This is a genomic window from Bacteroides sp. DH3716P (assembly GCF_025914115.1).
GTDB lineage: Bacteria > Bacteroidota > Bacteroidia > Bacteroidales > Bacteroidaceae > Bacteroides > Bacteroides ovatus.
The window spans coordinates 3732451-3756726 of sequence record NZ_CP083673.1; the positions used below are offsets into that span (position 1 = coordinate 3732451).

General features: G+C 47.8%; 22 protein-coding genes and 2 pseudogenes. 4 read left to right on the forward strand and 20 right to left on the reverse strand.

Annotated elements, in window-relative coordinates; all coding sequences use genetic code 11:
- Positions 1 to 222: 222 nt before the first annotated feature.
- A complete protein-coding gene (locus KQP79_RS13945) occupies positions 223 to 630 on the forward strand; it encodes a deaminase (RefSeq protein ID WP_004311882.1) in 408 nt (135 codons plus the stop codon).
- A 34-nt stretch (positions 631 to 664) separates the two neighbouring features.
- Here the strand turns inward: KQP79_RS13945 and KQP79_RS13950 are convergent, their stop codons facing one another.
- The 11 genes from KQP79_RS13950 to KQP79_RS14000 form a co-directional block, all read right to left on the reverse strand.
- On the reverse strand, positions 665 to 883 hold the full coding sequence (locus tag KQP79_RS13950) for a hypothetical protein (protein WP_004318621.1): 219 nt from the start codon (positions 881 to 883) through the stop codon (positions 665 to 667).
- A gap of 11 nt (positions 884 to 894) precedes the next feature.
- The gene (locus KQP79_RS13955; RefSeq protein ID WP_005680137.1) at positions 895 to 2787 is read right to left on the reverse strand and encodes a type IA DNA topoisomerase; all 1893 of its coding nucleotides are present in this window, start codon (positions 2785 to 2787) and stop codon (positions 895 to 897) included.
- Positions 2788 to 2996: 209 nt separating this feature from the next.
- Entirely contained in the window at positions 2997 to 3869 is an 873-nt protein-coding gene (locus tag KQP79_RS13960; RefSeq protein ID WP_004318625.1) for a hypothetical protein, read from the reverse strand.
- On the reverse strand, positions 3869 to 5071 hold the full coding sequence (locus KQP79_RS13965) for a DUF6047 family protein (protein WP_138343246.1): 1203 nt from the start codon (positions 5069 to 5071) through the stop codon (positions 3869 to 3871). Before KQP79_RS13965 ends, KQP79_RS13960 begins: the two co-directional genes overlap by 1 nt.
- An 11-nt stretch (positions 5072 to 5082) precedes the next feature.
- Positions 5083 to 6849, reverse strand: coding sequence for a DUF6047 family protein (locus tag KQP79_RS13970; protein WP_004311887.1), 1767 nt, complete (start codon positions 6847 to 6849; stop codon positions 5083 to 5085).
- A gap of 20 nt (positions 6850 to 6869) precedes the next feature.
- Positions 6870 to 7940: a DUF6047 family protein gene (locus KQP79_RS13975; protein ID WP_004311888.1), complete on the reverse strand. Its 1071-nt coding sequence runs from the start codon at positions 7938 to 7940 to the stop codon at positions 6870 to 6872.
- 29 nt (positions 7941 to 7969) lie between these two features.
- Positions 7970 to 8281, reverse strand: a complete 312-nt coding sequence (locus tag KQP79_RS13980; protein WP_004311889.1) for a hypothetical protein — start codon at positions 8279 to 8281, stop codon at positions 7970 to 7972.
- Between the two features lie 6 nt (positions 8282 to 8287).
- Positions 8288 to 9736: a DUF6047 family protein gene (locus tag KQP79_RS13985; RefSeq protein ID WP_004311890.1), complete on the reverse strand. Its 1449-nt coding sequence runs from the start codon at positions 9734 to 9736 to the stop codon at positions 8288 to 8290.
- A 4-nt stretch (positions 9737 to 9740) separates the two neighbouring features.
- Positions 9741 to 10556 (reverse strand): DUF6047 family protein, encoded by an 816-nt coding sequence (locus KQP79_RS13990; protein ID WP_004311891.1) that lies wholly within the window; start codon positions 10554 to 10556, stop codon positions 9741 to 9743.
- Positions 10557 to 10560: 4 nt separating this feature from the next.
- Positions 10561 to 11985: a DUF6047 family protein gene (locus KQP79_RS13995; RefSeq protein ID WP_004311892.1), complete on the reverse strand. Its 1425-nt coding sequence runs from the start codon at positions 11983 to 11985 to the stop codon at positions 10561 to 10563.
- Between the two features lie 5 nt (positions 11986 to 11990).
- Entirely contained in the window at positions 11991 to 13130 is a 1140-nt protein-coding gene (locus tag KQP79_RS14000) for a DUF4099 domain-containing protein (RefSeq protein WP_138343247.1), read from the reverse strand.
- 230 nt (positions 13131 to 13360) lie between these two features.
- On the opposite strand from KQP79_RS14000, the gene KQP79_RS14005 reads away from it, so the two are divergent.
- From KQP79_RS14005 to KQP79_RS14015, 3 genes are read left to right on the forward strand one after another with little or no spacing between them, the layout of a single operon-like run.
- Entirely contained in the window at positions 13361 to 13813 is a 453-nt protein-coding gene (locus KQP79_RS14005) for a M23 family metallopeptidase (protein WP_008771124.1), read from the forward strand.
- Positions 13814 to 13829: 16 nt separating this feature from the next.
- On the forward strand, positions 13830 to 13988 hold the full coding sequence (locus tag KQP79_RS14010) for a hypothetical protein (protein ID WP_004311895.1): 159 nt from the start codon (positions 13830 to 13832) through the stop codon (positions 13986 to 13988).
- Between the two features lie 45 nt (positions 13989 to 14033).
- Complete coding sequence (locus tag KQP79_RS14015; RefSeq protein ID WP_004318633.1) at positions 14034 to 14780, forward strand: toprim domain-containing protein; 747 nt, start codon at positions 14034 to 14036, stop codon at positions 14778 to 14780.
- A 126-nt stretch (positions 14781 to 14906) separates the two neighbouring features.
- Here the strand turns inward: KQP79_RS14015 and KQP79_RS14020 are convergent, their stop codons facing one another.
- The 9 genes and pseudogenes from KQP79_RS14020 to KQP79_RS14060 all read right to left on the reverse strand — a co-directional run bounded on the left by KQP79_RS14020 (position 14907) and on the right by KQP79_RS14060 (position 24202).
- Positions 14907 to 15068, reverse strand: coding sequence for a hypothetical protein (locus tag KQP79_RS14020; protein ID WP_004308096.1), 162 nt, complete (start codon positions 15066 to 15068; stop codon positions 14907 to 14909).
- Positions 15069 to 15812: pseudogene (locus tag KQP79_RS14025) on the reverse strand (DNA adenine methylase). It lies immediately after the preceding gene.
- 38 nt (positions 15813 to 15850) lie between these two features.
- A pseudogene (gene mobC, locus KQP79_RS14030) lies at positions 15851 to 17863 on the reverse strand (conjugal transfer protein MobC).
- Positions 17864 to 17896: 33 nt separating this feature from the next.
- On the reverse strand, positions 17897 to 18196 hold the full coding sequence (locus KQP79_RS14035) for a hypothetical protein (protein WP_004308101.1): 300 nt from the start codon (positions 18194 to 18196) through the stop codon (positions 17897 to 17899).
- Between the two features lie 138 nt (positions 18197 to 18334).
- Positions 18335 to 19021 (reverse strand): relaxase/mobilization nuclease domain-containing protein, encoded by a 687-nt coding sequence (locus KQP79_RS14040; protein ID WP_138343248.1) that lies wholly within the window; start codon positions 19019 to 19021, stop codon positions 18335 to 18337.
- Between the two features lie 89 nt (positions 19022 to 19110).
- A complete protein-coding gene (mobA, locus tag KQP79_RS14045; protein WP_224202605.1) occupies positions 19111 to 19455 on the reverse strand; it encodes a conjugal transfer protein MobA in 345 nt (114 codons plus the stop codon).
- A 242-nt stretch (positions 19456 to 19697) separates the two neighbouring features.
- Entirely contained in the window at positions 19698 to 20315 is a 618-nt protein-coding gene (locus KQP79_RS14050) for an RteC domain-containing protein (protein ID WP_004308105.1), read from the reverse strand.
- 214 nt (positions 20316 to 20529) lie between these two features.
- Positions 20530 to 21816: a sigma-54-dependent transcriptional regulator gene (locus tag KQP79_RS14055; protein ID WP_138343249.1), complete on the reverse strand. Its 1287-nt coding sequence runs from the start codon at positions 21814 to 21816 to the stop codon at positions 20530 to 20532.
- Positions 21794 to 24202: a hybrid sensor histidine kinase/response regulator gene (locus KQP79_RS14060; protein WP_004308107.1), complete on the reverse strand. Its 2409-nt coding sequence runs from the start codon at positions 24200 to 24202 to the stop codon at positions 21794 to 21796. The genes KQP79_RS14055 and KQP79_RS14060 overlap by 23 nt, the downstream gene beginning before the upstream one ends.
- Between the last annotated feature and the right edge of the window lie 74 nt (positions 24203 to 24276).

Below are 24276 nucleotides of genomic sequence, written 5' to 3' on the forward strand. Positions count from 1 at the left end.
TTAGATATAGACATAACATTCGCAGAATGTCTCAAGACGGAAATCTGGTAAATTTCAATGAATAGAGGCTTTTTGTGTATTGCTTATGCTATGCTTTGTCATAGCGTGGCTTACACAGCTACTATTCATAGGTTTACCAGAACCTCCGTCTTGGAGTTGGGTAAGGCCACGCTTTCTCAAATACTTCTGCCGAATAATATTTATAGGTTAAATATTATACTTATGGCAAAACTCCAATTACTTGCAATCACTACTCTTGACGGATACCTCTTCGACAGGACTGTTTCTTCCCCTTTGTGGGATAATCCGAACAAATATGGCCTCACCAAAATACGGGAACGTGCTACACAGACTCTCGGGCCGGATGTATCTTTCATCTCATTGACACAATGGAAAAAGAAAAATGAAGGTATTTATTTCATAGAAGCGGCTCCGGATACAATTTCCGTTATAAGCAGCATGTTCAGATACTGGTTGGTGGATGAAATCATCCTTTTTGTCGCACCGTATATCCAAGGGGACGGCATACGTCTGTTTACAGAAATTCCCGGTCCTTCCTCATGGGAAATGACCGGGAACAAATGTTTCAGATCCGGTATTTGCAGGCTGGCCTACAAACGGATTGAATAACCTGCAATTATCTTCTTATCCTGACTGACTTGGTTTAGACAGGCATCTTATATTTCTCCCAATATTTTCTTGCCTTGTCCGGTCCTATCCAGTTCCGTTGGTCATCGATTCCCCTGTCCGAGAGTTGTTTCCTGACCAGCTTCTGGATATCAATCTCCCCTTTGGCTATCTTGATCAGCAGTTCGGAAGCAATCGTATTCAGCATTAAGTCCGGATTCAGTTCATCCGGTATCTCTTCCATTTCTTTTTTCATAAGTCGCTTCTTTATTTTTTAGGTTTATTATCCTTGAAAGTCATCTCAATCCTGTAATTGTCATCCAGCTCGAGTGATGCCTCATACTTCTTTCCTTTCTTGCTGGTAAACTTCAGATATCCGGTACGTTTCCCCGATAGCAGCAGGAGCATCTGATTATCCGTCAGTTCCCTGCCGTTGAACGTTCTAAATAACAGGAACCCACAATTGGGATCGCTGCATTTGGCGACCTTGTTAAAGACGATAATCGTTTCTGCTCCGCATTTGGGGCAGTTACAATGTGGCAAGTCCGGATGGTTAAGTTTCAGGGCAAGCAGTTCCGAGGTGATTTGTTGGGTATAGGAATTGATGCTCTGAGTAAATGTTTCCGTGGAAACTTTGCCGGTTTCGATTTCATGCAAGGCGCATTCCCACCCTCCGGTCATGCTCACGTTGGCGATCATCTTCTCTTTTACAATATCATATACTTCCAGTCCTTTGGGAGTGGGAATCAGTGACCGTCCGTTTCTTTCCACGTAGTGTCTGGCAATGAGCAGTTCGATGATTCCGGCACGTGTAGCCGGTGTACCCAAGCCGGAATCCTCCATTGCCTCTTTTTCCTTTTCATCGTCCAATGTTCTGCCACAACCTTCCATCGCAGCAAGCAGGCTTGCCTCAGTGAATATGGGCTGCGGTTTGGTTTTCTTGACCAATGTATCAATACCGAGCACGGGCAATATTTCGTCTTCCTGAAATTCGGGCAGAAGACTTCCTTCTTCTTTCTCACTGGGTTCGTTATAGATGCCTCTCCACCCCGGAACTTTGATTTGGCTTCCTTTTATCCCGAAAAGAACGCCGTTACAGTCCGCTTGTACGGATACCGTTTCTTTCAGGCATTTGCCGGAGAAAGCCTCCAACATGCGTCCCGCGATCATGGAATAGATATTCTGCTCGTCAAGGGAAAGCCTCTGGGGATAGTTCTCCGTAATGATTAACGCATGATGGTCCGTCATCTTGCTATCGTCCACACAGTGCCGGTTTAAAGGCTGGTTACAGAGGTTTTCCGCATGCCATGTGAAACGGGGATGTTGCTTAAGCAGGCCGATGAGGGAAGGGACTTGTTCGAAGATGTCTTCTGTGATATAGCTACATCCGGTACGGGGATACGAAATGTAGCCTCCTTCATATAATTTTTGAGCAATGTTCAGCGTCTGTTCTGCGGTCAGTCCGAGTTTGGTATTGGCACTTCGTTGCAGGGCGGTCAGGTCATAAAGTAGCGGAGCTTCTTCTGGAACCTCTTTCTTCTCCACTTGCACCACTTTGGCTGTCGTCTCTTCATACACTTTTTTACGGTCCACATCGAGTTTTTCCGGTGTATCATATTTCCCGGTACAGGTTAAGACGAGTTCTTTCCCTGCTTTCGTTGTCCGTAGCTGTAGCAGATAATAGGGTTTGGCTATAAAATCCCTGTTGTCCAGATATCGACGGCAAATCATGCCAAGTGCCGGTGTCTGTACTCTTCCCAGAGAATAGTTACTCTTGCCTGCAGCCATGCTCAAAGACAGGCTGGCATTCATACCGACGACCCAATCTGATTCTCTCCTGGCTTTAGCGGCACGGTACAGGTTGTCAAACTCCTTACTTGATTTGAGGCTATCAAATCCTTCCCGTATCGATTTTTCTGTCATGGAAGATATCCACAAGCGTTTGGTTTCCTTATGATATCCCAGATATTCAAGCACATATCTCATAATTAACTCTCCTTCCCGCCCTGCATCAGTACAGGATATCACTTGATCAGCCTGACCCAACAGTTTACGGATTACTTCCAATTGTTTCAGAGCCGTCGGATCAGCCTTGTATCCATCTTCGGTTTTAATCTGACGGACAACCAGTTTGAACGGGTCGGGAATAATAGGCAGCATCTCCTTTTCCACATGGACAATGCCGTAGTCTTGAGGCAGGGCCAATGCCAACAGATGGCCGTAAGTTCATGTGACGGCATATCCGTTCCCACTCAAGTATCCTTCCTGTTTCTCCGTTACGCCCAGGACCCGGGCAATGCTGCGTGCCACCGAGGGCTTCTCACAAATACAAATTGTTTTCATGTTACTTTCTTTTTTAATATGAATGACTATTTAATTTTTACACTCTTGACCTTTGATTTTTCTTTCCGTACCCTTTTCTTCGGTTCTTTGGGAATGGAGAGCTTCTCTTTCTTTTCCGATACTTGTATGCTTTCCGTCAGATTCGGCAGGGGTATTTCCTTTGCCGGAAAACGGCTGATTAAATCCATTGAGATTCCTGACATTCCCGCATTCAGTTTCACCTGATCTGCCGGTTGGAGGTATTTCTCCCCGTTCTTTCCGGTTGCCAGTTCGTACATGACTGTTTCACGGCCCTGGAGGATTCCTTCGTAATTTTGGTAAGGAAGGTTTGATTCAGACAGTCCGTTCTGCTGAAGCATCCCACAAATCTCATCGGGTGGCAATCCTCCGAACTTCCGGTCAAAAGGAGAAGAAAGAATGTACTTGTATGTTGCCAGAAGCTGCTTTTCATGGCTCATATCGGGACATCCTTCATATTCCTGCAGTTGTTTGATTTTCTTTTCAATGCTGTTCAGAGCTTTGAAAGTATGTCTGTCCTTATTCTGAATAGGCATACTACCCATTCGGACCAGTTCCATCTGGATACGGTTCAGGCTGGACGTTTCCCATTTATTCAACAGATTACTGCGATTGCTCCGGTAATCATCCCGGAGGATAGCGATTGGATTTTTGGTACGAAAGAATAATCCGATCCGTTTTCCCCATGAGGGTTCGTGGAGGTTGGACGCGCTCCAGCGGATCGTGTTGAAACGGTAAGTATCCATGAATCTCCTGAAATGATTCCGGCTGGTAAACAGGTTTCTGAAAGTTTGCAGGAATGCTTTCCTTCCGGCAGCCCTGCGGCTACGTGGTATCTCTTTTTCGGGAATGAATGTATTATTTATCAGTTCCATATGCATTATAATTTGGGCTTCGCCTGCTTTTTAACGGAAGCGGTTTTTGTCTTGACCTTTTTCTTTTCATTGCCACAGGACAGTCCGGGCTTGTCTTGCGGTTTTTCGGCTGTTTGAGCTTCTCCTTTCTTAGAAACAACAACAGGCGGGCTTACCCGATGATAGTTCTTCCGGACTCCATCCCTGTTTAACAGTGTTTGCGCCAATGACCTGGCAGCATTTTGTAATTCATCCATCTTCTGCCGGAAAGGATAATCCCGGTACAATTCCTTTTGCCGGGTAATCTCACGGATACCTTTCTCCACAAACAAGAAATCCTTTTTATAGGCAAACGATTCGTCTGCCGGTAAATGGGCGTATCCTCTGGCTGCTATGTCCTGAAGTGTCATAATGTTCCGGTTACGGATAGAGAGTTCCAATGCGCCGGCTGTGACAAACCGGTTGAGATTTTCTCTCGTAGGATGCATGTCGAAAGTGACGGACGGCTTGTAATTCGCCAGAATTTCCATCCCGACCTGCGGCATGGTGGTCTGATTCCCGTTGGAGAGTTCCAGCATCCGGCGGGAGACGGTTTCTATCCGGTAAATATTCAATGACTCCACATCCTGCAAAGAGCTTGAGTAGAAATTGTCCGCTGTCGATTGCAGGTAATCCCGAAACTTTATAGTCCCGGAAAGTCCGTCATTGAATACGCGGACACCTTGTTCCGTTTCAGCTATGGTGTAGAACTGTTTGGCTTGCTTTCCTGCCGCAATCTTCTCCATCGCATCTTCGTGTGCAATAAAGCACTTATAAGCTGGTGAGTAGTCCAGATCCCGGATATTCTCTGCCGTCAGTTCCCTTTGGCATGCTCTCAAATAAGCCGCTTTCCGTAAAGGTACGGAGTTGTTTTCAGTGATGCCTCCGTAAGAGGCGATGAAACTGAGGGCTTTCTCACTGTCTTTCGCCGGTAGTTCGCTGGTGAAAGGAATATCTTTAGCAGGTATTCCCTCAAAATGCAGCAATAAGTTATCCGGTATGGTTTTCTGATCCATAGCAATCCGGGCGGTCAGATCCATAAATACCTGAAAAGAGTCCTTATCCGTCGGAACATACGACACGACCATGACAGTCGAGACTTGATTATCCGGCTGTAACACAATAAACAGGCTCTTTAAATCCGCTTTAGCGGTGAATGTATCTTTTATTTTTTCCATCCATGCAGGCATGATAATCAGTTTTAGATGCGGGGATTATGTGACTTGTTCTGACGGGAAGCCGTCTTTCTCTTTTCCGAAGCCGCCGGTCCGGTCAGTTGCAACGGAGGACAGGTCAGTCTGTATCTCAGGCCAAGTATCTTGTCCGCGAGTTGCTGCTGCCTGTTTTGAATATTGTAGAATGCCTTTTCACTATATCCCTTTTTGGATTGCAGTTCGGACATTTCTTGATCCAGCGGTTTAAAATTTCCTTTGTGGGTGAACTCCTTATAGCTTTCATTAGTATTGAAATCAGCCGGTAATCCGTATTCCCGTATAAAGAGCAGGGTGAATATCTCGGCATTCTCCGGCGTTACCGAAAGCCGGTAATCTTCCGTAAACTGTTTGAATGCATGGTATGTCGGCTCTATGGGATAGCCGCCTTTCTTCAACAGCTCGGATTGCTCTATCGGATACAATGGCATTTTCGCCAGCTGCCCGTAGAAAGGATTGGACCGGAAAAGGTCCAGATGCTTCTGCATGTAATGCTCCGTGCTATGGTTCGGGCAGGAAATATAGAATTCTCTGATTCGTCCCAGAGCCTGTACTTCCGGAGTGAAGAAACGGTCAGCCAGATATTGCAGGTAACACTGTTTATAGATGGCTCCTTCATCCGTGGCGGGCAGGTAGACGGCTCCTTTGGGAGTCTGGAGGGAAATGATGGGGTCTATCTCTTTGTTTTGCAGGCTGTCCGGGATAAGCCCGTAATCACGTTTCAGGATATAGGCCGCCTGATCCCGGATCTGTGATTTGACCTTCTCCTGTCCGCCTTTATTTTCAGCCGGAATATTCTGCAGCGCATTGAACTGGGAGTTGAAAGAATTCTTGTGTATGAACGGAATCCTTCTGGTTGTATAGTCTATCCCATAGATTCCTGCGGTTTCCTGTAAGGATAGTAACCGGAGTATCTGGGCATTGGCAATACTGGGGAGCACGTTATAGGAGGAAGCAAACTTGTCATAGGCATCGAATGTCGGTTCTATGCGGTGGCTCCTGTCCAGCCGGGCATTCCGCAGGATAGTCGCATCCAGATATTGTGCTTTCTCCGGCAGAAAAGAGTTTGTATATAAGGAGAAGGCATTGGGAGATGCTTGGAATGCCTTTACCACTTCTGCGTCCGGACGGGTCAGCTTGTACAGGTTGACAAACTCCGGTTTCTCTTCGTCCGTAATGAAGAAACGGTCGGCCAGATGTTGCATATAGGCATGGCAGCATGTCTTTCCAAAGCCGGAATATTCGAACAGAAGCACTCCTTTGGCGGTTTCCACGGCGGTCAGGGTTTCCGACGGATCGTCGTGGAGAGTATCCTGTGCCAGCGCGAACCGTTTGGCTTCCGGCTGTACAAGCAGGTGGTCGGCAAGTCCGCTGGCTACCAGCATGGGCAGGCTTTTTTCTTCATCGTGAGAATGCAGGTATTCCAGTCCGCGCAATGAGACATTGCCCTGCATGCTTCCTCCGTTCCGGGTGATGAATTTTTGTACCAAGCTGTTATCCTTGTCAAAGAGCCGGATATCCGGGTAGCTTACTCCTGCCGGAAACTGGTAGCGGCACAGATAAAGATCCGGCAAGTGGCTTTGGACAAGGGACGGCTTGTACATTTCCCTTTGCCGCTGGAGGTATTCGGTGAATCGTTGATTCATCATCGATACTTCTTTCTCCGGCATCAGGTGCATCTCCAGTTGTCGGGGTTGCCCTTCCAAGTCCTGGGTAACAAAGAAAATCATAATGTTTGAAATCTCTTGCTTTTGCATACGATTGAAATTTAAAATAGTTACATGGTGATACTTCTACTCTTTTTCTTTTCCTGTTTGGGCGGTTCATAGCCCCGTACCGCATAGTCCGTCTGTAGGATTCTCTTTGCCGTATCCTTGATGGTCCGTTCAAGTGCATTTTTCAGCAGTGTGCCATCCTGCTTCCCCACATAAGACAGCCTGATCCGTTCATCCAGGGAGACAAAGCTGTTTTGATGGTTGAACCGGCTGTCTTTTTCCAAATTCCCGATTTGCCCGGTCTTGCAGATCCGGTCGAGTACGCCTATGTTATAATTCTTCTGGCTCTTGCCCAGATTCAACTTTTCGGCCAGTTGGTTATAACATTCCAAAGAGGGAGCCATGCTGCATTCTACCGCCGGGGTATAGTTGGCTATCATATTTGAATCCAGGAAATGAGCCTTTTGGGGAAGGTATATCTTTTTTAAGCCATGTTCAAACATGTTCGAACACTTTGACGCCTCTTTGATCAGATTGATATTGGAAGTGCTGAAATAATATATTTGCAGTTTATCCGCATCCCTGTAAACCGGCGAGAAGAAATTATCGCCAATATGCTGCAGGTATTTCTGCGCACACTGTATCCCCCTGCCGGTATCATTGAACATCAGGACTCCCTGGTTCGTATTTATTGCAGTAATCACCCTGTTGTAGATATCTTTTTCCTTTTCTTGATGGAATGCGCGGTAAGCGTTCAGTTGTTTTTTCAGCAGGGGATTGTCTTTGGCCTTTTGAAGCATTCTCTGGATGCTATCCACATTATGGATGCCATAAGGAGATGTATTCTCGTAAACGAAGGCGATATCCCGCAATGGGAAATGAGTTGCACAAGACAGTCCTCCGTTATGGGTCATGTCCTTGATGAACCTTTCAATGTTCCCCGGTTGTACAGCACCCTGATATGGTATTAAATAGACTTCTTCCTTAGGAATGTAGGAGCCTTTCAAGGCCAGTTCTGCCTGCCCGAAAAGAAATTTGCCGCCATCTGAATTGATGCCATAACGATTCTCTATGGTCTGGAAATGTTCAATCTGCCTGTTGCTGTTCAAATTGAAACCAATGTATGTACTCATATTATTTTATGGTTTAGATGAATGGTTGATTAAGATAGTCTATGCCGTTTCGACGGGTCGGGAACTTTTTTATTCTTCATTTTCTGCTCCATTTTCTGTTTTTCTTCCAGGTCTATAGTCCATGGAAAACAGGTCATGATCTTGTCCGGGCAGCAAAGGGAGATTCTTTTTTGTTTCATGGACTCATCATCCAGCCGGATATAGACAAAGTAATCCAGTTCCCCTTTTCCGGTTTCTTCAATGGCTGTTACTGTTCCTTTATAGGGAACAACGGGAGTTTCCTCTTCCGGATCGTTCTCTACAATCCGCGCTCCGAGGTACATCTGACTTTTAGGTATCATATCGCTTTATTTTAAACGGTTATTGTTATGTCTGTTCTTATTCTCAGTCTTTTTAACGGTATTCTTCTCTTCCGGCAGCGGACAGAGCAGTCCGTCCTTTATCACGTATGTCCTGACGCCGAAGGGCTTGGAGGAACCCTCAATTCTGCCCTGCTCAAAGTCGGTCTTGCAAAAAAGGAGATGCCTTGTCGCCTCCTTGTTGTTTTCCGGGAGATACAGTGCGTATCCCGAAGCCAGTGCCGTCTTTTGAACTTCATTCAGTTTTCGGCTTCCGACGGTGAAGGTAACGGTGGAGTCATTCAACATATTCTCAAGGGAACGGTGCCCTCTCACATCGAAATCCCTTTTCAAAATTCCATCGGCAGCCTTCCGGATTTCCGTAGACAACCGCTTGAACTTTCCCGTATCGAATTCGCCGGCAGATTTAACCTGCGTGACTTTTTCAAATTCCTTGGCATACGGCAGCAGTTCATTGAAATAGGTAAACGGTTGTTCATGAATATTCATATAACCGTTACGCATGACGGTCAGCAGCCGGTAAATGTCATGGTTCTCCCGGCTGATGGAAACCTGCGTATCCTTATTGAAATGCCAGTCGGTGGCGAATTTTATAAAATCCCCGGCTGTCGCTTCCATCGAATGGTAGCATACCGGTTTTAAACTGTCGATGAATTCTTTGGGCAGTTCGTCAAGACCGATATAGGATGCCGGATAAAAATCGAAGGAATAATCCAGTTCCATCGGTTTGCACGGCTTGTAAGCGGCATCTATGAGAGGAACCAGGTTCTTGTCCATGAACGTACTGTCGTAGACGGCCAGATGGCCGGTATCGTAGTGCGGGTCGAAGTAATGGTCCGTGATGTACCGGATGCACTCCCTGAATCCGTTCCTGCCGATCTCGTTACCGGAAAAGATAAGGTATCCGAAGTCATTCTCCACCACTTTTAAGGGGAATGTGTACCGCGGCTGGCACCGGTACAATGTCCTTTTTTCCTGTTGCTGTAATCGAAACTCCAAGTATGCGGGTTCCTGCATGAGATACTTCTTCAATATGCCGCCGTCCGGTTCATTCTTGTATTTATAGGTATAGACCGCATCACGCAGGGAAATGCGTTTGGCAGGGGGAATGCAGTGTTCTTGAAAATACGGCAGCAGTTCCTTGCTGATATATTCCTCGAAAGGGGTATGGGTATCTACCGGTGGAACCTGCCTCATGTTCGCCAGGTCAAACCGGAGCAGTTCCGTATCCGGAATATAGGGGCAGCACTCCGCTTCCTTGATATTGTCAATCAGGAATTTGCGGAACAGGCTGTCCGCATCTCCTTTCTGAATGAATGTGAGGGCATTTCGGGGCTGGTGGGGAGAGTACTGATGGTAACGGTCCATACCGACAAAAATACTTCCCGGCTTGTCGGGATCGAAAAAAGGATTTTCCATTTGGTTTCTCTTGTCCATATTTCTACAATTTAGGGTGGGTATTTCTTTTCTTTTTCACGTCCTGCTTTTTATTCAAAGCCTTTTCGATGACTGTTTTCACTTTGAACACCTGTTTGTTCGCAGGAGGATCCTTAGAAAATACGATCCGGGTGAAATCCCCGTTTATCCATGCATAGGCATGGGACGGGTTGCTTTTTGCCTCTCCCGGCAGGAAGAGTCCGTGCCCTGCCGCCAATACTTGCCGGTGAGGGGTAAAGAGCCGGACACCGTCTACGGTGACACATTCCATCGGGTCGCGGAGGATGTTCCCAACAGTCCGGTGTCCACGCACATCGTAATACTGCTTGAGGAGTTTGTCCAGCAAGGCTTTATCCTGGCCGGTTTCTTCTATCTGCTGCCGGATATCCGATGCTGTACCTTGTTTGGAAAGCTCCAGTAATTTACGGTCCTTGCTTTCTATTTCCTCCAAAATATCAGCGATATTACGGTTGCGATGGCTGCTGGTACAATGCATATTGTGGCAGAAACTACCGAAATCCTCCCAGGTCGGCTTCATCTCATTCCGGTAGACCAGCTCCATTTCCGGTGTCTTATCCATCTGCAGGTAAGCATATTCCGGGTACAGGCCTTCACCCGGATTGACATAGGATCCATCCTTTAGGACTCCTTCTGCCCGGTAAACATTTACCGGACCAAGATTGAAATGGGGATCGAAGTAATGGTCTGCCATAAATTGCAGAAAGTCCTGCCTGTTTTTCTGTCCTTCCGTCGTATCAGTAAAGAACACAAAGCCATGGGCTGTCTCTATGGCTGTATAGGATTGTTCAGGTTGCTTCATATCATTACATTTTGAGGGAATTGTTCCTTTTCGTTTTCGATACCTTTTTCAAAGCCGGTACATATGGAATGATTTTGCCGTTTTTCTCCTGATACACGGTCTTGTTTACGGGAGATTTGGTATATGCCATTACCCGGTTGCATGTCTTTTCGGCATGGAGGAAATGTAAATCTGGCATTGACTTGGATATTTGGGGACAGTAGATCCACTTTCCTTCCAGCAAGGCTTGCCTCATGGCTTCGCCGGCATCGGTTCCATTGATGAGAAACGGGACGCTCCTGTCATTCAGTGTCCTTTCCAATGTACGGTGTCCACGGACATCGAAATCCGTCAGAAGGATATTCTTCGCTTTCCAACGCATGTCATCCAGCACATCTGACAAATCTGGCCCCGAGGACTGTCCGTTGATACAGTCGTCTATCCGGGTGACATACTCCTGAAAGACATTCCGGTATCCGAAATCGGGATCATTTATTATATCCCGCTTGAATCCGTTCTCCATCAGATACAACAGTTTGCTGATATCCGCATTGTTACGGCTCGCAGGACATCCGGCAAATTCATTCAGGCGGAGAAATTCAGAAGCGCTCGGCTCCATGTCCGTTTCAAACGCCAGTTTCCACTGTTTCCTGTCACGGAAAGCCTCTTTTGAGAATACAGCATTATCAAAATCATATTCCCCTTTTCCGCTTTGGGGATTCTTCCGGTAGCAGGCATCCACCAAAGGACAGATATCGTCGGACAGGCAGTTGACGTTGTATTGCCTGACAGGACCGGGTTCGCCATGAACCCAGAAATAATTGCCGGATAACTGTTGGTAAAAGCTCTTCAATCCCTCCCGTCCCATTTTGGTATCACTGAAAAACAAGATTCCTTTGGACGTTTCCACAGCATGCAGCGGTAATTTGTAAACCGGATTATAATCATACCTGGCAGCCAGCTCATCCTGCTTCTGATGAAAATGGACCAGCTCGTCCAACTGCTGTGTGGTCAGTTTCGGAAGTTCTCCCGATATCATGAGGATATCGCTGCGTGACTGCGCAAACAGGACATTTCTCAGATTGGTACTTATTAGAGGAGCCAGTCCCTTTTCCCGGATATAGGGTAGTAATACCTGATTGATATATTCCTTTTTGGAAATATCTCCGGAGATAGCCGGTACATCCGTCATCTTCGGGAATGAATAGATTTCCAGACGGGTATTCGGTACGAAGGCGGAGTATTTGGCTTTTATCGATTGTTGGCTGAACAAGGCCATAAACGTATAGACAGGGTCTTGCCTGTCGGGATTGGCAGGATAAAGCATATAGGAGGATTCTGCATGGGGTTTCTCCTTGCCGGTTTCATAACCGACAAGGAGCTGGCCTTCACCGTCTTTCCTGAAAAGCTCGTCCAATAGTTTGGGATCATCAGAAATATAGGTTGCCATTTTTCTTACATTTTAGGTGTGATGGACGGTTTACGGGTACGCGGTTTCTTTTCCGCTTGCTGTGAGGCTTCCTCTTTTTTCCGGGGTTTTCCGGCTACTTGTACCGGTGCATGGGGCTGCTGCTGGCTTCCGTCTTGTTCCTGACCTTGTTTCTGTGCCTCTTCCAACTTCTTGGTGCTTCTTTCCCAGAGGAATTCCACCCCTCGCTCGGCGGCACTCATCTGGATGGAGGTGGCATAAAATTTTCCATTATCAGACTTGAAACGGATCGGTACTTCCTCACCGCGCACGGCAGCATCGTATTCTTTCGGAGAAAGCGTATAATCTTTCACCTTACGCGGAATGCGTGCCTGCTCTACGGGCATATGGAACAATTCATTGGTCACCGGGTCTTTGGAAAGGTAGCAGGATTTGGTTTCTTTGGTACGGTAGTCAATGACTACATCCACCGCCTTGCCGAGATTGCCGGTCTGGTTCAGGGCCTTGAGGTCTTCTTCCGTCAGGACATGTCCCCTGTAGTCTTCCCCGATCTTGGGAGCCTGACGGATGTAGTGGATGTCGAACTTGACAGCTCCGTTCTCGTCGCGGAACAGGGAGAGTTTGGCATCCCCGTTTTCACGCCCCAGCTCGGAATTTTTTGCCACACGGAAAGCGATAGCGGAAGTCTTTCCCTGCAACATTCTTTCGAGGCTGTCCTTTGCGTTCTTCAGTCCGTCCGGGGTAATGCCGTATTTGGCGGCCTGTTCCCAATTCACTTCCCGCTCGTTGAAGCGATGGTTATTATACACCCTGGTCGAAGCCAGTTCCCTTCTGACTGCTTCGTTCTGTGGTTCCTGCGCCGCTTCGATCTTTTCTTTGGCCTGCTCTACGAGCGTTTCCTTCGGCATGTTGTAGAGGGAGTAACGACCGGGATTATTGTACTGGTAGAGAAAATTCTTCCCGAAGTTGGTGAAGAAGTTTCCACGTTGGTCCACTTTGATAAACTGGTCCTTGTTCGCCTCGTTAGCTTCGAGCGTTTCCAGCTCTCCGTTCGCTGCGATTCCTTTTACACCTTTGGCTTTCTGCTCTTTCTTGTCATACGCCATCAAATACCCGTGTTCCGGGGTTGCTTCCTTGTTTTCAGGAGCTAAATTCACATCGTTCATATACGTTAATTTTAAAGATTAATGAATCATTTACGAGGGTAAAATTACTATCTTTGTCATTAAATAGTTTGATTATGAGGAAGTTGTCATTAATTGTCATGTTCTGTCACTTATTGTCATGTCCGGCTTTTGCACAGTCCCCGTCAAAGGGATATAAAGCCGGACTCAGTGCTGTCATCTACCGTATCCACTCTGCCCGGCAGTGAAAGTCTTTCATATGAGACAGCCGGTTGCCGGTTACCGTACTGGCCGATTATCCTATTCTGTATCCATTGAATGAAAGTCGGAGGAGGTATGCCGTTTCTTCCGGTTTCGGTATAAGGATGCATCCGGTGAAAAAGAAAAGGATACTCCATGCCGGAGTGGATCTTGCCGCACCCTATGGCACGCCGGTCTATGCTTCAGGAAGCGGGAAAGTCGTTGAAGCCAGGTATAGCAGCAGTTACGGCTGGTACATCGAAATCCGGCACGCGGGCGGCTTTTCCACGTTGTATGCACACTTGAGCAAATTGCATGTGAGGAAAGGGAGCGATGTACGCATAGGTCGGCATATCGGCAATGTCGGTCATACCGGCATAGCGACCGGCAACCATCTGCATTTTGAACTGAGAAAAAACGGGAAGCCGCAGAATCCGTTGCAGTGGGTGATACTAAAGGATTCCCGTTCTAAAAAGAGTCATTAATTTAATCCGTTACACAATGAACATTGAAGAAGCCAAGAGCATTCAGTTGGAGGATTATCTCCGGCGTATGGGGTTCAACCCGGTAAAACAACAAGGGGACAGTATCTGGTATTGTTCCCCTTTCCGTGAGGAGAAGACACCTTCTTTCAAGGTGAGCGCATCCCGCAACCTATGATACGATTTCGGCATCGGACAGGGAGGGGACATCATCACCCTGGCGATGGAGCTTCAAAAGACGAAGGATATCTCTTATGCGCTTAAAACGATAGAGGGACATTTTCCGGCTGCTTTCCGTCCGGTAGCAGCCTCTCCCCGGCAGGCGGAACCGCAGGCTACCGGCTACCGGCAGGTACGCATTGATCCGCTGACGAACCCGGTCTTGCTGGGATATCTCAAAGAAAGAGGCATCTTGCCTGAAATCGCAAGGGAAGCATGCAAGGAAGTGCATTTTCAGAACAAGGGAAAATGGTATTTTGCCGTAGGCTTTGCCAACCGGAGCGGCGGGTACGAGATCCGTAACAAATACCTAAAAGGCAGCATATCGCCCAAAGAGATTACCCATATCAAAAATGGCAGCGACCGTTGCATAGTGGTTGAAGGCTTTATGGATTATCTCTCATACCTCACGCTCAAGGCTACGCATCCCGGTAACGGACAGCCTAAAGGAAACGGTCCGGACTATATCGTTTTAAATTCGGTCAGCAATGTAGGCAAGGCTATCCCTGTCTTGAAAGAGTATAAGAGTGCCCTCTGCCTACTGGATAACGATTCCGCCGGAAGGCAGGCTTTTCAGCAGATGGCGCAAGCCGGATGCCCGGTCAGGGACAAGTCCGACTGCTACCGGGAGTATAACGATTTGAACGATTACCTGTTGGGCAGGAAGATGGCGCAGGAGAACAAGACGGATCATCAGCACGAAACAGCCCCGAAGCTGATTGAAAAGCCTGCAAAGAAACAGTCCGGTTGAAAATTATAAAATACCGGTCCTTGTCTGATGCATGAAAGGCAGGCAATAAAAAAGAGAGTCAAATCCCTGCTGGAGGGAATTTGGCTCTCTTTTTATTGCTACCCGGCTACCACCGGATATTTATTCTTAATAATTTCTGATCAGCAATTCATTGACCGCTTCTCTTTTCTCGGCTATGGAACAGATGGAACGGAAGATGCTGATTCGCTGGATATGGAAACCGGCATAGAGGTCGTCGAAGAAGGTGTTCTCAGGGTTCTTTTGCCGGGGATCGGAGTTGGAAAGCATTCATTTGGCACCGGTTTCACCTATTCCCTTGCAGAAATTTGCCAGGTTGATCTGCTCTTCATCTCCGAAGTCCTGTGGCATGTAGGAGGTGCAGGAGTTACCCTCATTGACCGGCTTATAAGGCGGGTCAAAATAAAATAGGGAGTTGGCTCCGGTGTATTCTGCGGTCTGCCGGTAGTCACCGTCCAGAATCACAACATCTTGCAGCAGCTTGTGGTTAAAGCGGATCAGTTCCTCTTCCAACAGTTTTACCCGTCCCCCGGCACCAAAAGTGACGGACAGCTTTCCGCTATGGTTCACGGAGTAGATGCCGTTATAACAGGTACGCATGAAGAAGATAAACAGGGCGGCACGGGTGATGTTATTCGGGTTTCCTTCATTGTAGTAGGTACGTTTCTCCATGAAGTAGACCCTTCTTCGGGTATGTTCCTCCAGCGCGATGTATTCGTCCTGTATCCGGGCAAGCACTTTAATAAGCTGCTCCGGGGATTCCTTGATGACGCGGTAGACATTGATCAGAGCCTCGTTGGAGTCGTTGATGACGCAACGGATTTCCGGATAGGCTTGTCTTATTCAGAAGAAGAGGGCGCCGCCACCGACAAACGGTTCTACATAGGTATCCATCTGTCCGAAGTCTTTCGGAAGGGATTCGATAAGTACGGGAAGCAGTCTTCTTTTACCTCCCACCCAGGGGAAGCAGGGTTTTCCCGGCAGGTTGGCCGGAGAACTTTTCTTTTTTTCCATGTTTACAACATTTAAATGATTAATAAATTAAATAGGGATTATTCATCGTCTGCCGTTTCCAGCAGGTGTTTCAAGTTGGGATCATTTTGGATGCGAAGCAGCTCTTTTTCGATGATTTGCGTCACGTCTTCCTTGATTTGATAGTAGTTCCTTTCGATTTCCTCTTGCATGTGGTCCTTACCATCCGCACCGGTAAAGTCGGTTATGACGGGGATAGGCTTGTAGGCTTTTGTTTCGGCGGCTACCCGTTCATTGTCCACCACGATCTCGCAATGGAATATCTTCTGTTCTATCTTCTCCCCGAAGTTGTCGCAGACACTGCCGACAAACTCTCCTTGCGAGAGGTTGGAGATTTTGGAGGCAGGTATCAGCGAGTCGAGCTGGGTACTGATATTGGTTGAGGTGTCTTCACGGGTCATATTAATGGATTTGCGCTGTTGGAGCACTTTCCCAAACCTTTCAGAAAGGTTTTTCGCTGTTTCTCCGACCACTTGCCCGGAAAAGATATTTCCAATTGTGTTCTGGATCACCCGCGCCTCCTTATCACCGTAGTCACGTATTAACTGGCTGAAATCCTGTGCTCCCAGACATACTGCCACTTTGTTGCTACGGGCGGTAGCGATCAGGGTGTCAAGTCCTTTAAAGTAAAGTGTGGGAACCTCATCCACTAGAATAGAGCATTTGAGCCTGCCTTTTCGGTTGACCATTTTAACGATACGGGCATTATACAATCCTAACGCACATGAGTAAATATTCTGTCTGTCAGGGTTATTGCCGACGCACAAAACTTTGGGTTCCTCCGGATTATTGATATCCAGCGTGAAGTCATCTCCGGTCATAATCCAATATAAGGCAGGTGAGATCAGCCTTGATAGCGGAATTTTGGCGGAAGCTATCTGCCCTTGGAGCTGCTCCATCGCACCACCTTTCCATGCATCCATAAAAGGTGACAGGTAATTCTCCAGCTCCCGGTAAGAGGTCAGTATGGTGAACAGGTCGGAATACGGTTTATTCAATAGCTCTATGGCATGTGGGAAGGTGCAGAATTTCCCGTTTTCATAGATTTTAAGATACCAGATCACCGCCGCAAATAGCACAATCGGGCTTTCTACAAAGAAATCTCCCTGCTTTTGAATCCAACTCTTGTTCAAATTTAACATGATTACATACGCTGATTCGTATGCATCCGCGATATCGGATAGAAACGAAGGATTGAGGGGATTGCACCGGTGGCTGTATCTGGGATCATCGAAATTAATCACATAAAATCCGACCGGCTTGGCATACTTATCCTTGTTTTTAAGCAGCTGGTTATAAGCAATTATGCTTAAATCCGGATACTTAAAATCATAGATATAGGCGGCGAATCCTTTCTCTATCTGCTGGCGGATATAGTTATTGATGATGGCATAACTCTTTCCTGATCCCGGCGTGCCTAATATCAATGAGGCGCGGAAGGGATTAATCACGTTTATCCAGCCTGAATAGGTCTTTCGTTGGTAACGGAAACGGGTGGGCAGGTTTACCGAGTATTCATTGGCAATCAACCTGCGCTCCTGCATGAAGCTCTCGTTCTCGTCGTTAAAGACGTCATCCATGAGTTGGTTCTTCAACAGGCGGCTGATCCAGGTTCCGGCGGTAAGCAGGCTGATATATCCGGCAGCTACGGTAGCTACATATAATAAGGTTAGAAGCGCGACGGGGAAGCGTGCCGTCAGTAAGAGCTCGCTACCAAAAAAGAGCAGCATCCCGGCTATAAGGTAACAGCCGATACTCCTTCATGACATCTCCACGTCCTTCCGTCCTTTCGCTCCCATGCAGGAGAAGAAAAGGAAGAGCAGACTGAAGGACTTGCTCACCAGCGAATGGGAAAACAGCCCGGTATCCCGCTGGAAATTGAGCAGTATCTTGTCCACGACACCGATGTTCAGGTTCATGGAAAGAAAATAGGGATAGCAGAAATAATAGACATTCATCACTAAAAATAGGATGCTGATGGCCCTCATGAAGTCAAGGTTCTTATTGAGCCCTCTGGTTTCGTCTTGTGACATAAGCGGTATGATAATTAATGGTGATACATTTTATTAGCCCAGATGCGGACCTCTGCGTTTTCTCTTTTTCTTTTTCCCGTAAGGGCTTTGCGTCAGGTCGTCTGCCGGATACGGATAGGATTCCAAAGAGAATATATCAAGCAGTCCTTCCACCAGCTCCGTCTCTTTCATTTCCGGTTCGGACGGATGGATAACAGGGGCTTCTTCAGTCTTTTCCGGTGGGATCGTGCCGTACTTCCGGTTTATAACCGATGCCGAATATTCTTTGCCCAGAAGCGAGCCCTTGAATACGGTCTTTGAGTTATGGTCGATGTAGGTCACGCCATAGATCACACCGGAATCGTTCTGCCAGAGTATGGCGGCAATGCCTTTTCCAGAAAGTTCCTGCAGGAATCCCTGACGGGTGGGCTGTCCTTGCAGGGCGGTAGCGATAGCTTCCTTCGTCTGTACGGGTACGGGATGTCGGGCAATTCATTGTTTGCTTTTCACAAATTTCTTTTGGAGTGCCTCGTAGCCTACGCTTTTACCGATCTTGCTGGATTTGATGGCTACGCCGGTCCGTTCTCCTTTTTCATCGGTAGCCGCATAGACCAGTCCATGATAGGTCTTTCCCTTTATCGTCTTGTGGGCCTCTTCCACCGTTACATGGAAAAGGCCAAGCAGGGCTTTAAACTCCTTGACGGATTGGAACTTGTATCCCTGCATGACGGGCTTGACCACATTGGCTATCTGATGCTTGATATCCCCCTTCCGGTAATCGACGGCAGTCAGCGGCAGGGATTCCCGTCGCTCCATCTTCTCGGCGGGTAACAGATGGTATTTCCTCTCCAGCTCCCGGTAAACAGCGGTCGAGCGTTGCCATTCTTTGTAATCTTTAATTTTCTTTCCCTGCTCGTCAATACGCAGGGAGACGATATGGATGTGGGGCCTGCCGATATCCTCATGCCGGTAGATGATATAGGGTTGGTTGCCATATCCCATTTTTTCCATGTATTCCTGGCCGATAGCGGTCAACTGTTCATCGGTCAGCACATCGTCCGGGTGTGGATTTAATGAAATGTGGATAACGGGCTTCTCAGTCCGGCGGTTAGCCGCCAGATACGGTTCGAAGGAACGGATGCAGTGCTGGATGGTCGGATGGCCGTCTGCCGGTTCCATGATCCGGTTTCATGCCAGTGGCCGTGCCTGCTGCTTGTCCACTTTTTCTTGATTGTAGTATAATGCCCCGTAAACGGAGGCTCCTGATGTTATTTTTGCAACCATTGTTCAAATTCTTGGGTGAGACGGATAATCTCCCGGTTGAGAGATATTAGTTCAATAGTCAGTTGCTCCAATTTATAGAGCATGGCAAGAGCCTTCTTTTCGGATAGTCCGGTATGCAGAGCTTTGACTGCCTGGTTATAGTTTACTCCGATCCGGCGGTATTCGCTCTGCAGGTTGGTCAGCTTGATGTAGTAGTCCGTTGCCGCCTTATCTATTTTCACGACTTTCATCGGTTTGTCGAAAAGGGCGGCAAGGATGAACTGGGATTTATTATTAGCTCCCGAATTCTCAAAGAGCCTCTCAAACTCGATGTTCTGGAGTTCGTCCAGACGGAATCCGTAATAATAAGAATGAAGTTCTGATTCCTCTTTGGGATTCCGTCCGCCTCTTCATTTGCTCGAAGTGTCAGCCCGTCCGGGTTTGCGTGTACTATTGATTTTAGCCATATCTTTTCAGGTTTTATTTATCCGGCAGCAAAATAAGTGATAATTTTGATACGAACCTAAAATCGGAAAGTGACTACAAATGACAAGAGATGACTATTTGTGACAGGGGGTAAAAATACCCCTGTTCACTTCCCGTTTCCGCAAGCCGCGATGTTCTTTTCAAAGGTTTCCTTTAGTTTGGGCAGCAGGACGGAATAGTTCTTTTTGCGCCGGGCAAGGTCGGCACGCAGGTCATATGGTTTGGGAATGGCAACATTGAAGAGTTTCTCAAAAGCGGAAACGATACCGGCGAAAGAGAGGCGTTTGCCGCTTTCGTCCGTAATCAGCCCGCTGTAATCCAGCGAGGAGATCAGTTCCATCAGGTTGACCAGCGAACCTTTCCAATGGAGCGATGAAAGAAACGAGGAAGGTGTCGTGATGGTTCCGGGGTACTGTACACCAAAATTGACCAGCTCTATTTCCGCCTCCACCAGCAGGAGGCATTTGTCCAGATAGAATTCGGCTACTGCCGTGTGGAAATGTCCTGTTCGGGTGAATAACTTCTTTAGGGAAATCAGTTCTACCTTGCTGTGAAGCAGATGGCGCAGCCTTTCCGATACGGAAACCGATTCGATGGCGAGGTCGTAAAGGTATTGTTCATATTCGGTATAGGAGGAAGAGAATTCTTCATCGGAAACTGTCTGTTTTGGGCTTGAAGCCAGAGATAAATAATTGAATATACGGCATTCTGTAAATGGTTTCATACGGCATACATTTGATTTGTTTATACCGGAGTAAGCCAAATGAAATGCCTCTGCTATCGTTTAAAGCTCTATACCTTTTTAAAATACTGACAATCAACAATAAACAAATTTCATATAGAAACGGGTGTAAATAAAAAGTGTAAGCCGTCCTTGACAAGAATGTTAGGACGGCTTACACTTTTGTAAACCTCATTTGCTTCGGGTTATCCTCCGGTCAGTCGATGATATGGTATTTCCTTAGTTTCTCATACAGGGTAGTCCGGCTGACATTGAGCAACCGGACCGCCTTGGAACGGTTGTCACCCGTCTTTTCAAGGGTCTGGAGAAGCAACGCCTTTTCTTTTTCTTCTTCCGTCCACTGCGTTTCTTCTTCTTTAGGAAGGGAGATTTCAAGGTTCAGGTCTGAAACGGAAATCCATTGCTCTTGGCAGATGAGTACGGCTCGACCTATTACATTCTTCAGTTCACGGATATTCCCCGGCCAGGGATATTCCAGCAGTGCCGCCTCTGCCAGCCGGTCAAAGCCACGAAACGATTTATGGGCCTTGGCGCAAGTGAGTTTCAAGAAAAAATAAGCCAGAGGAAGGATGTCTTCCCGGCATTCTGCCAGTGTAGGAATCCGCAGAGTGAACTCATTGAGCCGGTGGAACAGGTCTTCCCGGAAGCGTCCTTCTCCGATGGCTTTTTCCAGATTCTCATTGGTGGCGGCAACCAGCCGGATATCAAAAGAGTATTCTTTCGTGGAACCTACCGGCTTGCAGCGTTTCTCTTGCAAGGCCCTGAGCAGGAGCATCTGTGTCTTATAGGAAAGGTTGCCTATCTCGTCCAGAAACAATGTCCCTCCGTTAACGGCACGGAACAATCCGACCTTGTCGCTTTCCGCACCGGTAAAGGCTCCCTTCTGATGACCGAAAAACTCGGAGGCGGCAAGCTCATCGGAAATGGCCCCGCAGTCGATAGCCAGATACGGCTTGTTCTTCCGATGGCTCCGGGCATGTATCTCGGCTGCAATGTGCTCCTTCCCGGTGCCGGAAGCCCCACGGAGCAGAACGGAGATGTCGGCACAGGCAATCATCTCTATCAGACGGTACATCTCATGGGCTTTGGGGCTTTCACCTCGGTAGAACTCCTGTTCGTTATCGTTTTTATCCAGTATCTCCGTTATCAGAGCCAGGAGATTGTCTGGCTGCACAGGCTTACACAGGTAGTTGATGGCTCCCAGTTGCATGGTTGTCACCGCATTCTCCACCTGTCCGTAGTTGGTCATGATCAGAAAAGGGATAGAGTAGTACTTCTCATTCATCCATTTCAGGAGCGAGGTGCTATTTCCGTCCGGCAGGCGCAGGTCTGCCAGTATTAGGTCGAACTCCTTTTGCCCGATGGCTTTACGGGCATTCGCAAGGGTTGCCACGCATTCGGTTTTCATCCCTTTTTTCACCAGCCAGTTGCTGATGCTACGGCTGAACACAATATCATCTTCAATAATCAGGATTGTTTTCATAGGCTTTCCTCCCGTATTTTTCAGCGTATACTATCAGTTTTTCCACTGCCCGGATGATGTCCCGCATTTCCATGGATTGTCTATTGGTCCACTCTGTCGCAGGTTCTGTCACCAGTTCCCGTAAATGAGACAAGGGGAAATCCAGACGGACGGTTTCCCATAGGGGCAGGTTCTTATGCAGGATGGAGGAGGCGGCGGCCTCCTTGTCTTGTCGGTCTAAGGCAGCGGTTAATGCGGCAAGGTCTTTCCGGCTCTCTTCGATAAACAGGGCGAGCATTTCCTCCCTGTTGTCCTCTCCTGAAAGGATGAGTGAGAAATCGGGAGCATACTCCTTTCTGTCTTTTTCTCCTATCACTTGTGCCACTGTATTTATCAGTTCTTCCATAGAGAATGGTTTATGGATGCAGCCCGAAAAGCCGCCCGACAGATACTCGTTGTCATCATCCACCCGTGCCGTTACCGCTATGACGGGGATTGTCTTTGCGTTCTCCATATTGGATGCCCGGAGCAGTTCAAGTATTCCGTAGCCGTCCGTTTCAGGCATCTGTATATCCGTCAGCAGCAGGTCATATCTTTGTGACCGTAGCCGGGTAACCAGTTCACGGCTGGTCTGGCAGCAGTCGCACCGCACTCCGTTACGGTTAAACATCTCTTTGGTAATGTTCAGTTGCATCCGGTCGTCATCAATGACCAGTACGTTGATTCCATCCAGATGATAATCAGTAGCGATGCGTGTCTCATCCATCTGGGTGGATTCATCCGCCTCAAGGAGTGGCAGGAATGCGGTAAACGTGCTGCCTTCACCCGGTTTGCTTTTTACGGTAAGGCTTCCCTGCATCCCGGAGACCAGCCTGCTTGCAATGGCCAGCCCCAATCCGAAACCGGGAACATTACGGGCATTGTCCAACCGTTCAAAAGCTGTGAATATCCGGGTTGTTTCTTCCTCCGTCATCCCGGTACCGGTGTCCTGTACCGAGAAATGCAATTCTTTATTCCGGTATTCCGCTTGCAGGCGGATTTCACCTTGCCGGGTGAATTTAATGGCGTTGGAAAGCAGATTGTTCAGGATTTGCTGGAGCTGGGAACGGTCACCGCTTACTACCACATCCAGACCGGAAAAGGCGGTTGTCAGCCGCAGCTTTTTCTTTTTGGCCAGCGAACCGTAGTTCCGGGCTGTTTCGCTGAAAAGGGTCTCCAGCCGGAAAATCGAAAGGATGGGTTTGTTCCTGCCGGTATCCAGCAGGTAGAATCCGATCAGCGTATTGACCAGCCCGATCATGTAATCGGAAGAATGGAGTATATTTTCCGCATACTCGTCCTTGCGGCTCTTCTTTTCTTCCCCGGGGAGCAGTTCGGCGCATCCTTTGATAGTAGCCAGTGGCGCACGAAGGTCATGAGCGATGGTGAGCATCATGCGTTTTCTGGATTGTAGGAGCTCCGTGTTCTCACGATTGGAGGCTTCCAGCTGACGCTGATACTGGTTTATCCTGTTCAGATCCCGGTGGATGATAAGATACAGGAGGACGGTCAGCAACGAGATGAGGACAGCCAGCAGAGAGACCGTATGGAACGAGCGGTCGCGTGTGGAAATGAATTGCCTGTAACGCTCATCAAGCCGTATTCCAGCATCCGCCTCAAAGTCCCTGACAATCCGGTGTAGCCTGTGGTTCAGGTCCGTGTTGTTACTGTACAGGAGGTCCATCTGTTCCAGCAGCCTTTCCCGTTCGGCTTTCTGCATGTCGGTCACCTCCCTGTCAAGGGAGTGCAGCATGCTCGTGACAGATGTGGTACCCTGATGTTTACCAATGGACTGTCGCTGGCGTTCCAGCTGTTCCTTCTGCTGCAGATAGGCCGATTTTTTCCTCCCGGGCCTGATGAATGACCAGAAACCCTTCTTCGGAGTTTCCTCCTCCTTCTTTTTCTCGGCAGGAAGGACATCCGCCTGCTGGATATGGGACACGATTGCCGGAATCTTGCTGTTCACGATCTCGCCGGTCTTGCGCAGACGCCCGAACGTGTCCATGACCGTGTCTAACAACAGTTCCTTTCTTTCCAGCAGCAGGCATAACGAATCTATGCGCGACTGTTGTTCGGGAGACTTCACATACCTTTTCAGTGTCTGCAACATGTTACAGACACTGTCTTTTTTTGTGTGGTAGAGTCCAAGGTCGCTTTCATCCCAGACGCTGGCTGTTTCACCGTAAGTGGCCAGTCCCAGCAAGCCCGCGTATGTTTCTCCGGCCAGATGCCGGATACAGGCCAGTTCATGCTCATCCTGTCGCAGGCTGTTCCGCCTCGTCTGTTCCTTGCGGAAGATATGAATGGTCAGGACGAGCAGGAGAAGCAGTATGACATATCCTAAAAGGATTTTAAGTTTCAACCACATGGAAGTCTTCATTCTTATATTGGAATCCTACAAAAAGGCGTGTTCGCTCATATAAAAGGGAATAATAGAAACTT

Coding starts and splice junctions, on each gene's coding strand:
- KQP79_RS14040 (WP_138343248.1), bottom strand. CDS start 19,021: ATGGAACCGGCAGACGGCCATCCGACCATCCAGCACTGCATCCGTTCC.
- KQP79_RS13985 (WP_004311890.1), bottom strand. CDS start 9,736: ATGGACAAGAGAAACCAAATGGAAAATCCTTTTTTCGATCCCGACAAG.
- KQP79_RS13980 (WP_004311889.1), bottom strand. CDS start 8,281: ATGATACCTAAAAGTCAGATGTACCTCGGAGCGCGGATTGTAGAGAAC.
- KQP79_RS14000 (WP_138343247.1), bottom strand. CDS start 13,130: ATGAACGATGTGAATTTAGCTCCTGAAAACAAGGAAGCAACCCCGGAA.
- KQP79_RS13990 (WP_004311891.1), bottom strand. CDS start 10,556: ATGAAGCAACCTGAACAATCCTATACAGCCATAGAGACAGCCCATGGC.
- KQP79_RS13950 (WP_004318621.1), bottom strand. CDS start 883: ATGAAAAAAGAAATGGAAGAGATACCGGATGAACTGAATCCGGACTTA.
- KQP79_RS14060 (WP_004308107.1), bottom strand. CDS start 24,202: ATGTGGTTGAAACTTAAAATCCTTTTAGGATATGTCATACTGCTTCTC.
- KQP79_RS13955 (WP_005680137.1), bottom strand. CDS start 2,787: ATGCTGCCTATTATTCCCGACCCGTTCAAACTGGTTGTCCGTCAGATT.
- KQP79_RS14015 (WP_004318633.1), top strand. CDS start 14,034: ATGGAGCTTCAAAAGACGAAGGATATCTCTTATGCGCTTAAAACGATA.
- KQP79_RS14010 (WP_004311895.1), top strand. CDS start 13,830: ATGAACATTGAAGAAGCCAAGAGCATTCAGTTGGAGGATTATCTCCGG.
- KQP79_RS14055 (WP_138343249.1), bottom strand. CDS start 21,816: ATGAAAACAATCCTGATTATTGAAGATGATATTGTGTTCAGCCGTAGC.
- KQP79_RS14020 (WP_004308096.1), bottom strand. CDS start 15,068: ATGCTTTCCAACTCCGATCCCCGGCAAAAGAACCCTGAGAACACCTTC.
- KQP79_RS13960 (WP_004318625.1), bottom strand. CDS start 3,869: ATGCATATGGAACTGATAAATAATACATTCATTCCCGAAAAAGAGATA.
- KQP79_RS13970 (WP_004311887.1), bottom strand. CDS start 6,849: ATGCAAAAGCAAGAGATTTCAAACATTATGATTTTCTTTGTTACCCAG.
- KQP79_RS14050 (WP_004308105.1), bottom strand. CDS start 20,315: ATGAAACCATTTACAGAATGCCGTATATTCAATTATTTATCTCTGGCT.
- KQP79_RS13945 (WP_004311882.1), top strand. CDS start 223: ATGGCAAAACTCCAATTACTTGCAATCACTACTCTTGACGGATACCTC.
- KQP79_RS13975 (WP_004311888.1), bottom strand. CDS start 7,940: ATGAGTACATACATTGGTTTCAATTTGAACAGCAACAGGCAGATTGAA.
- KQP79_RS13995 (WP_004311892.1), bottom strand. CDS start 11,985: ATGGCAACCTATATTTCTGATGATCCCAAACTATTGGACGAGCTTTTC.
- KQP79_RS13965 (WP_138343246.1), bottom strand. CDS start 5,071: ATGCCTGCATGGATGGAAAAAATAAAAGATACATTCACCGCTAAAGCG.